At 74.6% G+C, this 13,696-nt stretch carries 12 protein-coding genes; 6 read left to right on the top strand and 6 right to left on the bottom strand.

Annotation, left to right across the window (positions count from 1 at the left end):
- Positions 1–166: 166 nt before the first annotated feature.
- Positions 167–892 (top strand): LmeA family phospholipid-binding protein, encoded by a 726-nt coding sequence (locus IT780_RS41180; protein WP_199517343.1) that lies wholly within the window; start codon positions 167–169, stop codon positions 890–892.
- A complete protein-coding gene (locus IT780_RS41175) occupies positions 889–2,976 on the top strand; it encodes an MMPL family transporter (RefSeq protein WP_199517342.1) in 2,088 nt (695 codons plus the stop codon). Before IT780_RS41180 ends, IT780_RS41175 begins: the two co-directional genes overlap by 4 nt.
- Here the strand turns inward: IT780_RS41175 and IT780_RS41170 are convergent.
- Positions 2,945–4,153, bottom strand: a complete 1,209-nt coding sequence (locus IT780_RS41170) for a PP2C family protein-serine/threonine phosphatase (RefSeq protein ID WP_307831671.1) — start codon at positions 4,151–4,153, stop codon at positions 2,945–2,947. The genes IT780_RS41175 and IT780_RS41170 overlap by 32 nt on opposite strands.
- A gap of 52 nt (positions 4,154–4,205) precedes the next feature.
- Between IT780_RS41170 and IT780_RS41165 the strand changes: the two genes are divergently transcribed.
- From IT780_RS41165 to IT780_RS41155, 3 genes are all read left to right on the top strand, one after another.
- Positions 4,206–4,448, top strand: a complete 243-nt coding sequence (locus IT780_RS41165; RefSeq protein WP_199517344.1) for a hypothetical protein — start codon at positions 4,206–4,208, stop codon at positions 4,446–4,448.
- Between the two features lie 93 nt (positions 4,449–4,541).
- A complete protein-coding gene (locus IT780_RS41160; protein ID WP_199517340.1) occupies positions 4,542–4,886 on the top strand; it encodes a hypothetical protein in 345 nt (114 codons plus the stop codon).
- 103 nt (positions 4,887–4,989) lie between these two features.
- Positions 4,990–7,524, top strand: coding sequence for a glucosidase family protein (locus tag IT780_RS41155; protein ID WP_199517339.1), 2,535 nt, complete (start codon positions 4,990–4,992; stop codon positions 7,522–7,524).
- 11 nt (positions 7,525–7,535) lie between these two features.
- On the opposite strand, the gene IT780_RS41150 is transcribed toward IT780_RS41155, so the two are convergent.
- The 3 genes from IT780_RS41150 to IT780_RS41140 form a co-directional block, all read right to left on the bottom strand.
- Entirely contained in the window at positions 7,536–8,360 is an 825-nt protein-coding gene (locus IT780_RS41150; protein WP_199517338.1) for an SCO6745 family protein, read from the bottom strand.
- Positions 8,361–8,449: 89 nt separating this feature from the next.
- On the bottom strand, positions 8,450–9,868 hold the full coding sequence (locus IT780_RS41145) for a dihydrolipoyl dehydrogenase family protein (protein WP_199517337.1): 1,419 nt from the start codon (positions 9,866–9,868) through the stop codon (positions 8,450–8,452).
- A gap of 1 nt (position 9,869) precedes the next feature.
- Positions 9,870–10,430: a hypothetical protein gene (locus tag IT780_RS41140; RefSeq protein WP_199517336.1), complete on the bottom strand. Its 561-nt coding sequence runs from the start codon at positions 10,428–10,430 to the stop codon at positions 9,870–9,872.
- A 98-nt stretch (positions 10,431–10,528) separates the two neighbouring features.
- Here IT780_RS41140 and IT780_RS41135 point away from each other — a divergent pair, with 98 nt between their 5' ends.
- On the top strand, positions 10,529–11,125 hold the full coding sequence (locus IT780_RS41135; protein WP_199517335.1) for a TetR/AcrR family transcriptional regulator: 597 nt from the start codon (positions 10,529–10,531) through the stop codon (positions 11,123–11,125).
- A gap of 88 nt (positions 11,126–11,213) precedes the next feature.
- Here the strand turns inward: IT780_RS41135 and IT780_RS41130 are convergent, their stop codons facing one another.
- Both IT780_RS41130 and IT780_RS41125 read right to left on the bottom strand, forming a co-directional pair.
- Positions 11,214–12,809 carry a xylulokinase gene (locus IT780_RS41130; RefSeq protein WP_199517334.1) on the bottom strand — a complete coding sequence of 532 codons (1,596 nt, stop codon included), beginning with the start codon at positions 12,807–12,809 and terminating at the stop codon, positions 11,214–11,216.
- Between the two features lie 66 nt (positions 12,810–12,875).
- Entirely contained in the window at positions 12,876–13,604 is a 729-nt protein-coding gene (locus tag IT780_RS41125) for a DUF72 domain-containing protein (RefSeq protein WP_199517333.1), read from the bottom strand.
- Positions 13,605–13,696 lie beyond the last annotated feature (92 nt).

Below are 13,696 nucleotides of genomic sequence, written 5' to 3'. Positions count from 1 at the left end.
CCACGGGACACGCCGCTACCGTTACTCACGAACGTCCTCCTCCTGCGATGGGACACCAAGCCCGCAAGCGCATCAGGAGGACGTTCTTACGTCCTGCATCAACACGCAGAACGTCTTTCTATGCCGCTCGCATCGCACCCTCGGGCGGGCCGGGTGCCATGGTCCGGTGACCAGACGCAGATGGATCGCCGCGGCGGTGGCCGCGGCGGCGGTGGCCGTACCGCTCACCGCCGACCGGGTGACCGAGGAGGTGGCCGAGCACCGGCTCGCCGGCCGCCTGCCCTGCCTCGCCGGGGCGGAGGTGGAGCTCGGCGGCTTCCCCGTGCTCACCCAGCTCGCGAGCGGCCGGCTCGACTCGGTGAGGGTGCGGGCCGACGACGTACCGCTGACGAAGGTGACGGTCCGCCACCTGGACGCGTCGGCCCGGGACGTGCGGCTCGGCGACGACGGCGCGCGGATCGGTTCGGTGACCGCCGACGCGACCGTGCCGTACGCCGCCCTGCCGGGGCTGGGCGCGGCCGAGGGCGTCCGGATCCTCGGCGGTGACGACGCCGGCCGGCTCGTGCTGGAGGCGCAGGTGCCGGTGCGTGGCATCACCCTGCCCGCCACCGTCTACGCCGACCTCGCGCTGGACGGCGGCCGGCTCACCCTCACGCCCGCGGAGGTGGAGCTGTCCGCCTTCGGCGTACGGCTGCCGGCCGGGAGGCTGCCCGCCGGCGCGCGGAAGGCCCGCAGCGCCGACCTGCCCCCGTTGCCGGCCGGGCTGGCGTACCGCTCGATCCGCGCGACCCACGACGGCCTGCAGGTCTCCGTGGGCGGCGACGACCTCGACCTGACCGGGGCAGGGGCCGGGGGAAAAACCAAGTCCAAGAGCTGCGGGGGTACGGCGTGAGCACGATCGAGACAGGCACCCTGCACACCGTCATGGCCCGGGTGGCCCGGTTCGTCACCCGGCGCCCGTGGCCCGTCGTGGCGGCCTGGCTCGTGCTCGCCACCACCGTCGCCGCCCTCGTGGCCGGCTTCGGGCGGCCCACCGACGAGGACGCCACGCTGCCCGGCAGCTCCGCCCAGCACGGCCGGGACCTGCTCGAGGCCCACTTCACCGGCTCGGGCAACGCCACCGGCCAGGTCATCTTCCGCGGCCCGGTGACGACGGCCGCCCTCGCCGGGCCCGCTCAGCGCATCGACGCGGTCGGGCACGTGTCCGCCGTCGGCCGGCCGGTGTTGGGCGCGGACGGGCGTACGGCGTACGTCGACGTCACCTTCGACCTCGGGCCGCGCGCCCTGACCGCCGCCCTGACCGGCGACGTGCTCGCCGCGGCGGCCGCCCCCGGCCTCGAGGTGCTGCCCGCCGGGGCGCTCGCCCGGCCGCACACCGACACCCGCCGCAGCGAGGCGCTCGGCATCGTGGTGGCGCTCGTCGTGCTCGTCATCGCGTTCGGCGGCCTGGTGGCGGCCACCCTGCCGCTGCTCACCGCCGCGCTCACGCTGGTCTGCGGGGTGGGCGCCATCGGCCTGGCCGGGCACCTCACCGGCATCCCCACGGTCGCGACCACGCTCGGCACCATGATCGGGCTGGGCGTCGGCATCGACTACGCGCTGTTCCTGATCACGCGCTACCGGGCCCTCCTGTCCGCAGGGGCGGAGCCCACCGGCGCCGTCGTCGAGACGGTCGCCACGTCCGGCAGCGCGGTGGTCTTCGCCGGCGGCACGGTGATCGTCGCCCTCGGCGGGCTGACCGTCGCCGGCGTGCCCATCCTCGGCACGCTCGGCTGGACGGCCGGGCTCGTCGTGCTCGTCGCGGTCGGCTCCGCCACCACGCTGCTGCCGGCGCTGCTCACCCTGCTCGGCGCGCGCCTCGGCCGGGGCCGTACCGGCGGCCGCCCGTCGCGCTGGGGACGCCTCGCCGACCGGGTCACCGGCCGGCCGTGGCGCTACGCGCTGACCAGCTCCGTCCTGCTGCTCACGCTGGCCGCCCCGGTGGTGTCGATGCGGCTGGGCCAGACCGACGCGGGCGACGACCCGGCCGGTACGGCGACCCGGGCCGGCCACGACGCGATGGCGCAGGCGTTCGGGCCGGGAGTGAACGGGCCGCTCACCGTGGTGGCCGCGCTCGACCCGGCGGCCACCGGCAGCACCGACCCGAGGCTGGCGGAGCTGTCGGCTGCGGTGGCGCGTACGCCCGGCGTGACGAGCAGCCAGTCCGCCAGGCTGTCGCCGGACGGCCAGGTCGCCTCCGTACGGGTCCAGCCGTCCACCGCACCGAGCGACCCTGCCACCCGTGACACCGTCCATCGCCTCGACGCGCTGACCGTCGCCGGGGTGGACGTCGCGGTCACCGGGCAGACCGCGCTCCGGGGTGCCCTCGCCGACCGGGTCGGTGCCCGGATGCCGTCCGTCATCGGGCTGGTGGTGCTGCTCAGCGCGCTGCTCATGGTCGTGGCGTTCCGCGCGCCGGTCGTCGCCGTGAAGGCGGCGCTGATGAACCTGCTGTCGGTGGGGGCCGCGTACGGCGTGCTCACCGCGGTCTTCCAGTGGGGCTGGGGCGTGCGCTGGACCGGACTTGACGGGCCGGTGCCGATCGAGGCGTACGTGCCGATGGTGCTGTTCGCGCTGCTGTTCGGCCTGTCCATGGACTACGAGGTGTTCCTGCTGACCGCGGTGCGCGAGTCGTGGCTGCGCACCCACGACAACCGCCGCTCGGTGCGCGACGGCCTGGCCGGCACCGGCCTGGTCATCACCTCCGCGGCGCTGATCATGGTGTGCGTCTTCGCGAGCTTCGTCCTCAGCGCCGCCCCCGTCGTCAAGATGATGGGCCTCGGGCTGGCGGTCGCGATCGCGGTCGACGCCACGGTCATCCGCGGCCTGCTCGTGCCGGCGACGATGGCGCTGCTCGGCCGGGCCAACTGGTGGCGTCCCCCGGCGCGGCTCCGCCGGCCGGCGGTCAGCCCGCGGTCTCCCGGCGTACGGCCATGACGGCGATGTCGTCCGTGGCGGGGTTCTGGGCGACCTCCGACATCACCAGGCTGCACACGGTGTGCGGGTCGTCGGCCTGCACGGCGGACACCAGGGCCTTGAGGCCGACGTCGATGATCCGGTCGCGCCGCTCGACGAGCCCGTCGGTGTAGCCCAGCAGCAGCGACCGCGGCGGCAGGGCGACCTCCGTGGTGCAGCGGCGCGGCGGGTGACCGACGCCGAGCGGCGCGTTGACCGGCGCGTCCATCAGCACCGTGTCGCGGCCCGGCACGGCCAGGACCGGGGGCAGGTGACCGGCGCTGGAGAGCCGAACGACGGAACGGTCGGGGGAGATCATGGTGTAGAGCGCGGTCGTCAGGCTGCCCGCCTCGAAGTGGTGCACCTTGCGGTCGAGCAGCGACAGCACCTCGGCCGGATCGTCGCTGACCAGGGCGTACGCGCGCAGCGCGCTGCGGATGCGACCCATCACCACCGCCGAGGCCAGCCCGTGTCCGGAGACGTCGCCGATGACCAGGCCCGTCCAGCCGGAGGGCAGCGGGAACACGTCGTACCAGTCCCCGCCGACGCCGAACTCGTGGCCGGGCAGGTAGCGGGCGGCCATGCTCAGGCCCGGGAGCTCCGGCAGCTGCGGCGGCAGCAGGCTGCGCTGCAGGGACAGGGCGGCCTGCTGCTCGGCCTTGGCGGAGCGGATGTGCCCGGCGACGCCGGCCCGGTCGGCGACCAGCTGCAGCAGGGCGATGTCGTCGGCGCCGAACCGGCGAGGGGTGAAGGTGCCGACGTGCAGCACGCCGACGACCTCGCCGGCGGCGAAGATCGGCACCCCGAGCAGCGACCGTACGCCGGTCTCCAGCAGGATCGGGTTGATCACGTTCGCCGGGGTCACGTCGGTCACCACGACCGGTCGGCGGCTCTGCGCGACCCGCCCGGCGAACCCCTGGCCGACCGGGATGCGCACGCCCTGGCGCACCTCCGCCTCCAGGCCCTTCGCCGCGGTCGCCACCAGCTGCCGGGCGTGGGGGTCGAGCAGCAGGATCACCGCCGTGTCCGTGCCGAGCAGCACGCGGGCGCGATCGAGCAGCGCGTCGAGCATCGCGGGCACGCCGAGGCGGGACAGGGCGACGTCGGTCACCGCCTCCATCCGGCGCAACCGCTCCCGCATCACCGCCTGCTCGTCCACCGGTGTCAGCGTACTGCCGGGGTGGCCCGGTCGCGCCCTGCCGCTTGGCGGAGTGCTGGATGTCGGCTCGAACACCGTGCACCTCCTGGTCGTCGACGCGCACCGCGGCGGCCATCCCGACCCCATGCACTCGGAGAAGACGGATCTGCGCCTCGCCGAGCACCAGGTGCACGGCTTCATCGCCCGGATGGCGTCGGCCGACCTGGCCGGCCTGGAGGGCGTCAGCTCCGCCCGCGCGCACCAGCTCGTGGCGGGGCGCTGGTGGCCCGGGGCGCGATGCCGGCACCGCGCCTGATCCGGCGTCCGTCACCGGCCGTACCCGTGATGTTCATCGCGGGGGGCACCGGGTGCCGCAACGGTGCCGGCCGCCAGGTCTACGGTGATCTTCATGATTGGTTACCCCGGTCGGCCGGTCGAGGGCAGCACCGTGGAACTGGCCGAGAGGAACATGCGGGAGTTCGTCGCGACGCTCCGCGAGCAGCTCGCCCTCGAGGTCAGGGTGCACGGGCACAGCGCCGAGTTCGGCGAGCCGGTGCGCGATCGCGGCCTGGACGGCGCCGGCCGGTACGGATGGTCGTTCTCGCTCGGGCGGGCCCGCGTCTCGGTTCTCATGCCCGGCGTCGAACCGGCCCGCCTGGCCGAGGTCGCGTCCAGTCCCGCGTACGTGCATGTCAACGGCTGCCCGGTGCCGTGGGCCGAGGCCGTCCACCACACCGTCGCGCTGCGCCGCTGACCGCCGGGCCGCTCGTGGCCGATCGGGGGATGTGCGGGCGCGGGTCCGGCGGACGAGGGTGACCTGAGGGGACATCAGCGGATCTCTATCCGGGAGCGTGCCAATGGAGCGCCACGTTCGCAGGAGCCGGGCCCGCCGCGCGTTCGCCGCGGCCGTCGTCGCCGGCACCGTCATCGGCCTGGTGGGGTACGTGCCCGCCGCCTCCGCTTCCGCCCCAGCCGCGGGATTGTCGGAGACCGGCCGGCTGGGCGACCGCAGGTTCGTGGTCACCGGGGACCGGATGTACGAGGTGGGCGCCGAGGACGGCACCTATCCCGGCACCGGGTGGCACATCCGCGGCGAGATGGGCGGCTTCTGGACGCCGCCGATCAAGCTGCTGGACGGCGTCTGGTTCGGCGCGAACGGCTCGTGGCTGAGGGCGGGCCGGTTCACCGCGGGTCCCGGGTACACATCCATGGATCTGACGGGGCCGGGCGGGCTGACCGTCCAGCGGGTCGACGTCGTGCCGGACGGCGCTCGGGCCGCGCTCATCGGGCTGCGGTTCCCAGCGGGTGCCGGCACCGTACAGCTCACCGTGGACGCGCACTCCGAGCTGCTGTCGGCGTACCCGTGGGGGTTCACCGCCCCCGGTCAGGGCACGGCCAACCTGGCCGATACCGGCTCCTTCGACGGCCGCAGCCTGGTCTTCCGCGACCGGGGCACGCCGCCGGTCCCGAACGCGCGGCCGCACGACTGGGCGGCGCTGGTGGGCAGCAGCCTGACGCCGGCCGGGCACGCGCTCGGCCCCGGCATGCGCGGCCCGCAGGGTGGTGTCGTCTGCGGCGACCCGGCCCCCGCGGTGTGCGACGACGGCCCCGACGGCAGGGGTACGGGCGGCCGGCTCACCTACGACGTCGCGGTCGGCGGCTCCGCCCGTACGGTGTGGTTCGCGGTCGCGGGGTCCGACCGGGGCCTCGGGCCCGCACGCGCGGAGCTGGCCCGGGCGCTGCACGACCCGGCCGGCGCGTTCGCGGCGAAACGGGCCGCCCGGGCCGCGGTGGCCCGGCACAGCCGCGTGGACCTGCCCGGCGACCGGCTCCTGCAGCGGAGCGTGGAATGGTCCAAGCAGAACCTCGCCGACTCCGTTCAGGAGTCGCGGGACCTGCGGGTGTTCGCCAGCAACCAGGGCACCGAGCTTCCCCCTCCGGCCGGCGTGGTGGACCGCGCGCGGTGGATCGGCGCGGGCTGGCCGGACTATCCGTGGATCTTCGCCACCGACGGCGAGTACACGGCGTTCGCCGCGGTTGCCGCCGGGCAGTTCGCGGCCGTGAAGGACCACCTGCGGACCCTGCGCGACCTCAGTGAGATCGTCAATCACCGCTCCGGCAAGGTGGTGCACGAGGTCACCCCCGACGGCCAGGTCTACTACGGCACCGAGGCCGACCCGGGCAACACCGACGAGACCGTGAAGTTCCCCAGCGCGGTCGCCCTGGTCTGGCGCTGGACCGGGGATGACGCGTTCCGCGACGACCTGTACGACTTCTCGGTCCGGACCATGCGGTACGCGCTGCGCCTCGACGACGACGCCGACGGCTGGCCGCAGGGCAGCGGCAACGTGGAGCGTCCCGGGATGGGCGACGAGAAGCTGGACGTGACCGTCTACACCATCCGCGGCCTGCTCGACCTGGCCGACCTGGCGCGGAGCAGGGGTGACCGCGCCACCGCGGCGTGGGCCGGGACCCAGGCCACGCAGCGGATGCGCCGGTTCGAGGCGGCCTGGTGGTACGGCGGCGACGCGCGCTCGTACGCCGACTCGCTCCTCGACCCGGGCAACGTGAAGCTGTACCAGCGCTACTGGATCGGGGCGACGCCGATGGAGGCGGAACTGCCCGGGTGGGGCCCGCTCGCGCCGGCCGGCCACGCGACCACCGCGCTGGCCCAGCGGGAACGGGACTGCTTCACCGGCGAGTTCGGCTTCTTCCACACCGGAACGGGACCCACCACGGATCCCGCCGGCAATCCCGGGCCGTCGTGCGACAGCGTGGTGTCCGCCGTACCGTCGGAGCGGAGCGTCTTCTCGCTGGGCAACGCCATCATGGCGGTGGCCGAGGGGAACTACGGCCGCATGGCGCAGCAACAGCGCTACACCACGGCGAACGCGCGCAGCCAGCTCGACCCGGCCGTGTGGGAGATGCCCGGGGCGATGCCGGAGATCCTGCCCTCGCCGGACTTCGGCTCCAACCTGAGCAAGGACTTCCTGAGCAGATCCAGCGTGCTGCAGGCCTGGGGCGCGTACGGCGTGCTCTGGCCGGTGCTCCACCAGCAGCTCGGCGTGGCACCCGATCTGGGCAACGGGCGGCTGTCCGTGGTGCCACAGGTCCCGGCGGGCGGGCGGATCGCCGGCTCGGACATCCTGGTCGGCACCGGTCACCTCGACGTCCGCGCGTCCAGCCGCGGCAATGCCCTGTCGGTCACCGTGCACGCGGCGGTGCACGCGCGGTTGACGCTCGGCACCGTGCTACCGGCCGGCGCGAAGGTCGCCTCGGTCACCGTCGACGGGCGTCCTGCCGGAGCGCGCCGGGTGCACACCGCGCGCGGCGACGAGCTGCTCACGACGACCGGCTCCGGACGGCACACGCTGGTGGTCACCCTGAGGTGACGGCGGGCCGCTCAGTCACCGGCGGCCCGCACCGCGGCGGCGATCGGCTCGAGCTCGGCGATCAGCTCGTCGAGCTCGGCCGCGCCCAGCACCTCGTACGCCGGCCCCGCCAGGTCGTCGGTCAGCGCCTCGATCCGCTCCCGGGTCTCGCGGCCGGCATCGGTGAACCCGCCGTCGGCGTCCACCAGGCCGCGGGCGCGCAGCCCGTCGATGACCGCGGCCAGGCGCGCGGCGGGCAGGTGGTGGATCCGGCCGAACTTCTCCGCCCGCATGCCGAGGGAGAGCGCGAGCAGCACGTGGGCCTCGGTGCCGCCGATGCCGTGGGTCACGAGGGCGGCGTTGTGGCCGTCCCCGCGGTGCTCGCGCAGCAGCGTCGCCGCGTGCCAGAGCCGGGCCACCGGTTCCCGGGGCACGTCGAGCGCCCGGAGCCCGGCGTACAGGGGACGGCCCACGGTCGGGGCGCTGACCGCCGCGCGGGTGGCGAGGTCGGCGGCGCGTACCAGGCCGGGGGAGTCGGCGAGCTCCCCGATCAGCTGGCGCAGCGCGGCGGCGCTGCCCCGCTCGCGGACCGCGATCGCCTCCTGCGGGCTGATCTTCCCCCAGACCCACGGGATGTGCCGCGCCACCTCGCCCTCGGCGAAGTTGTAAAAGATCGCGTGTACGACCTCGGCCGGTGCCGTTCCCAGCGGCGCGGCGCGGCCGGCGAAGTAGCCGTCCCAGTAGTTGCGCATGCCGACCGCGAGGAACGCCTCGTTCGGCACCTCGGAGAAGGTTACGGTGGCGATCGGCTCGAGGAGCTCGAACATGCGGTGGACGGTGGCCGGTGAGTGCGGCATGGCTCAGCTCCTGCGGTCTCGGCGGCGCCCGCGCGGGTCGCCTCTCACGCTAGCGACGAACGGCCCGGCCCGGATCCGACACCTTCCGGTCAGCGACCGTACGCCTCCAGCAGACGCAGCCACACCTCGCTGACGGTGGGGAACGCGGGGACGGCGTGCCACAGCCGGTCCAGCGGGACCTCGCCGACGACCGCGATCGTTGCCGCGTGCAGGAGCTCCCCGACGTCCGGGCCGGCGAGCGTGAACCCGACGACCACCTGCCGGTCCTCGTCGACCACCATCCGCGCCTGTCCCCGGTATCCGTCGGCGTGCAGCGCGGCACCGGCGACGGCGCCGAGGTCGTGGTCGACGACCCGGATCCGCAGCCCGGCGGCCTCGGCGGCGGCCGCCGTCAGCCCCACCGACGCGATCTCCGGGTCGGTGAACACCACCTGCGGCACCGCGCGCTCGTCGGCGGTGGCGGCGTGCCGGCCCCACCGCCCGTCCTCGACCCGAGCGCCCGTGGCACGTGCGACGATGGCGTCGCCCACCGCGCGGGCCTGGTATTTGCCCTGGTGGGTGAGCAGCGCCCGGTGGTTCGCGTCGCCTGCGGCGTACAGCCACTCGTGGCCGGGGACCCGGAGCGTGTCGTCGACGATGAGCCACGAGCCCGGCGTCAGCCCGATCGCGTCCAGGCCGATGTCCCGGGTGTTCGGCGTACGCCCCACCGCGACGAGCAGTTCGTCGGCCTCGATCCGGTCGCCGCCGGTGAGCGTGAGCCGCACCGTCCCGTCGCCGTACCGCTGGACCGAGGCGGCCTCGGCGCCGAGCCGCACCGACACGCCGGCTTCCCGGAGCGACGTCGTGACCAGCTCGCCGGCGAACGGCTCGGCGTGCGGCAGCACCCCGTCGCGGGCGAGGACGGTCACCTCGGAGCCGAGGGAGGCGAAGGCGGTCGCCATCTCCGCCGCCACCACGCCACCCCCGATGACGGCGAGCCGGCGGGGGACCTCCTCGGCGGCGGCCGCCTCCCGGTTGGTCCACGGCGCCGCCGCGCGCAGCCCCGGGATGTCCGGGACCAGGGCGCCGCTGCCGGTCGCGACGACGACCGCGTGCCGGGCGGTGAGCGAGGTCGTGGTGCCGTCGCCGCCGGTCACCTCGACGGTGCGGGCGGCGGTGATCCGGCCGTGCCCGCGGTGCAGCGCGATTCCGGCGGAGTCCAGCCAGGACACCTGGCCGTCGTCGGCCCAGTTCGACGCGAAGGAGTCGCGGCGGCGCAGGACGGCCGCCGGGTCGAGGTCCCCGGTCACCGCCTCCCGGGCGCCGGGCACGTGGCGGACTGCGCGGAGTGCGGCCGCGCCGCGAAGCAGCGCCTTGGTCGGCATGCAGGCCCAGTAGGAACATTCCCCGCCGACCAGTTCCCGTTCGACGACGGCCGCGGTCAGGCCGCCCCGGACGACCCGGTCGGCGACGTTCTCCCCGACCGGTCCCGCGCCGATGACGATGACGTCGTACGTGGTCCCGGTCATGTCAGTTGCCCTTCGCGGTGCGGCCGAGTCGCAGGGCCGAGATGAGGAAGAACACGGCGCCGGGTACGGCGTACCCGATGGCGTTGACCAGCGTCGGGGCGTCCGCGGAGGCACCGGCGATGAACGATCCGCCGGCGAGTACGGAGATCCCGCCGCTGAGGATCATCGGCCACTGCCCGCCCATGCCGCGGCGGGTGATCCCGACGACGAGCTGGATCAGCCCGGCGACGACCGCCCAGGCGCCCCAGACGCGCAGGACCGCGGGGATGCCGGACGAGGCGGCGACGGCCAGGCCGGCCGCGGCGGGCAGGCTGACCGCGATGTTGGCGTACAGCAGGGCCGCCGAGCCCGTGGAACGCGAGGCGCGGGCGTCGACGACGGCGGCGGCCACGTCGAACAGCGGGTAGAGCACGAGCAGCGTGGCGGCCAGCGGCCCGAGATGATTCGCGGTCGTGAGCATCACGAGCGCCCACCCGATGGCGAACACGAAGCGGACGAGGTACAGCCGCCGCAGGGCGGCCGCCGTCCGGGAGAGGGCGGGCGCGGCGGTGGCGGTCGTCATGACGGCTCCTCAGGGAGAACGAACGTTCTGTCTCACTGATGATGAGCGCTGCGCCGCGGCGTTGTCAAGAACGAACGTTCTGTCGCTACGATGGGCGCATGGCACCCAGCGAACCCGGCACGCGGCCGTCCGAGGCGCGGCTGCGGCTGCTCGCGACGGCGTCCCGGATCTTCTACTCGGAGGGCATCCACTCCGTCGGCGTCGACCGCATCATCGCCGAGGCCAAGGTCACCCGGGCCACGTTCTACCGGCACTTTCCCGGCAAGGAGGACCTCGTCCTCGCCTACCTCCGGGCCGCGGACCAGGCCATCCGGCAGCAGGTCGAGGCGGCAGCCGCGGCGGGGCTCGCGCCCGCCGACGCGGTCCGGGCGGTGGCGGCGTCGATCGCCGAGGGCATCCGGTCCCCGGGCTTCCGCGGCTGCGCCTTCCTGAACGCGGTGGCCGAATACCCCGACCCGGACCACCCCGTGCACCGGGCCGTCCTGGCGCACCGGCAGTGGTTCCTCGACACCGTCAACGCCCTGATGGCCCGCATCCACCAGGACTCGGCCGAGCCCGCGGCGCAGCACTTCGTCATGCTCCGCGACGGCGCTATGGCGGCCGGCTGCCTCTTCGACCCGGCCCGCATCTGCGAGACCTTCCTGCGCGGCGTCGACGGCCTCGTCGAGACCCACGCCGCCCGGCAACCGGCCTGAGCCCGGGCACGCCCGGCCCTGCCCGGTCTGGCGCGGCCCGGCCCTGCCGGGTCTGGCGCGGCGGTGGGCCGGGCGGTCCGTGAGCGCGTCAGAGGTGCCGGGTGGCGGCCTCCTCCACCGGGAGCCCGGCGCGGTAACGGCCGATGAACGCCTCGAACCCGGCGACGTCGTCCGCGGCCGGCGTCTCGGTCTGCAGGGCGGCGCCCTGGAAGACCCGGTCGGCGAGATAGCCGGTCAGGCTCTGCCCGGCGGTGCGGTCGCGCAGGTACGCGGCGAGCACGGCAATGCCCCACGCGCCGCCCTCGGCCGCCACGTCCCCGACGGAGACGGGCGCGTCGATGGCCGCCGCCAGGAACTTCTGTGCGACGCCGCGGGTCTTGAACAGGCCGCCGTGGGCGAACATCGCGTCCAGGCCCACGCCCTCGTCCTTCTGCAGCACGTCCATGCCGATGCGCAGCGTGGCCAGCGCGGCGAACAGGTGCGTACGCATGAACGTGGCCAGGTCGAAGCGGCTGCCGGGGGAGCGCAGGAACAGCGGCCGGCCCTCCTCCAGCCCGGTGATCGGCTCGCCGGAGAGGTAGTTGTACGCCATCAGCCCGCCGCCGTCCGGCGCACCGGCCAGGGCGGCGGTGAACAACGTCTCGAAGACCGTCGACGGGTCCGACGGCGCGCCGATGGCCTTGGCGAACTCGGTGAACAACCCGGCCCAGGCGTTCAGCTCGCTGGCGCCGTTGTTGCAGTGCACCATCGCGACCAGGTCGCCGGCGGGGGTGGTGACCAGGTCCAGTTCCGGGTGGACGCGGCTCAGCGGCTGCTCGAGCACGACCATGGCGAAGATGCTCGTGCCCGCCGAGACGTTGCCCGTCCGCGGCGCGACGGAGTTGGTCGCGACCATGCCCGTACCGGCGTCGCCCTCGGGCGGGCACAGCGGGACCCCCGCCTGCAGCCGGCCGGTGGGGTCGAGCAGCTTGGCGCCCGCGTCGGTGAGCTGCCCGGCGGGCTCACCGGCCGACCTGATCCGCGGCAGGAGCCCGGCGAGCGTCAGCTCGGCGCCCGCCTCCGCGGCGAGCTCGTCGAAGCGGGCGAGCATCGCGGTGTCGTAGCCGCCGGTGGCGATGTCGATGGGGAACATGCCGCTGGCGTCGCCCACCCCGAGCACCTGCTCGCCGGTGAGCTGCCAGTGCACGTACCCGGCGAGCGTGGTCAGGTGGGCCAGCCGGCCGACGTGCTCCTCGCCGTCGAGGATGGCCTGGTACAGGTGGGCGACGCTCCAGCGGTGCGGGATGTTGTGCCCGAACTCGGCGCTCAGCCGCTCGGTCGCCGCGCCGGTGTGGGTGTTGCGCCACGTCCGGAACGGCGTCAGCAGCTCGCCGGCGGCGTCGAAGGCGAGGTAGCCGTGCATCATCGCGGACACGCCCAGCGCCCCGACGGTGGTCAGCTCGACGCCGTACTGCCGCTGCACGTCGGCGGCCAGCGCGGCGTAGCACTGCTGCAGGCCCTCCCGGACCGCGTCGAGCGAGTACGTCCACATCCGGTCGACGTACTGGTTCTCCCAGTCGTGGCTGCCGACCGCGAGCGGCTGGTGGTCCGGCCCGATCAGCACGGCTTTGATCCGGGTCGAGCCCAGCTCGATGCCGAGGGCGGTGCGGCCCTGCGCGATGTCGGCAGCGCTGTCGGTCGTCATGTCGGTTCGGCTCCTCCGCTCGGCGACACAGCCTCGCCGGGTCGCGCTGTCACAGCGCGGCTTACGCTACTGGTTCGGGCCGTCCCGGCGTACGAGCCGGCTGAACCGCCCCGCGTCGGTGGCGCGGGGAATGTTATTGAACATCACGTACGCCGGTCCCGCGCCGACGGTCTCCGCCAGCCGCGCCAGCTCGGCTTCCGTGTACACGTGGCCGGCGCCGCCGATCCCGTGCAGCCGGTAGTAGGCCATCGGGGTGAGGCTGGGGCGCAGGAACGGGTCCGCGGCGTGGGTCAGGTCGAGCTCCTCGCACAACCCGCGGACCACGTCGTCCGGCCACGGGCCGCGCGGCTCCCACAGCAGCCGGACGCCGACCGGCCGGGGCGCCTTGGACAGGAACACACGCATCCGGGCAATGGCCGGCTCGGTCGGCCGGAAGCTCGCCGGACACTGCAGCAGGATCGCGGTGGCCTCCAGGATGGCGGCGCACGCGAGCGTGGTTTCCCAGGCGCGTTCGACCACGGGGGTCCACCGGAAACCGCCGACCTGGGTGCGTTCCTCGTCGCTCAGCGGCGTCCGCAGCCGCCGGTACGTGGAGCTTCTCGCCTCGTGCGTGATCAGCTGCCACGCCTTGATGGTGAACTCGAACGCCGGTGGGACATCGGCGCGCCACCGCCGCAGGGTCGTCTCGCGGGGTGGCTCGTAGAACGTCTGCTGCACCTCCAGCACCGGGAAGCGTTGCGCGTACGACGTCAGCGCCATGCCGGCGCCGCACAGTCCCACCTTCACCGGCGTCATGAACCGGGGGATACCCGCCGGGGGGGGGGGGGGGGGGGGGGCGGGGGCCCCCCCCCCCCCCCGCCCCGGGGGGGGGGGCGGATGAGGTTTGT

The sequence above is a fragment of the Nucisporomicrobium flavum genome (assembly GCF_016464385.1).
Lineage (GTDB): Bacteria > Actinomycetota > Actinomycetes > Mycobacteriales > Micromonosporaceae > Actinoplanes > Actinoplanes flavus_A.
The sequence above is the reverse complement of the archived record's forward strand: the minus strand, read 5'-3'. Positions and strand labels throughout refer to the sequence as shown.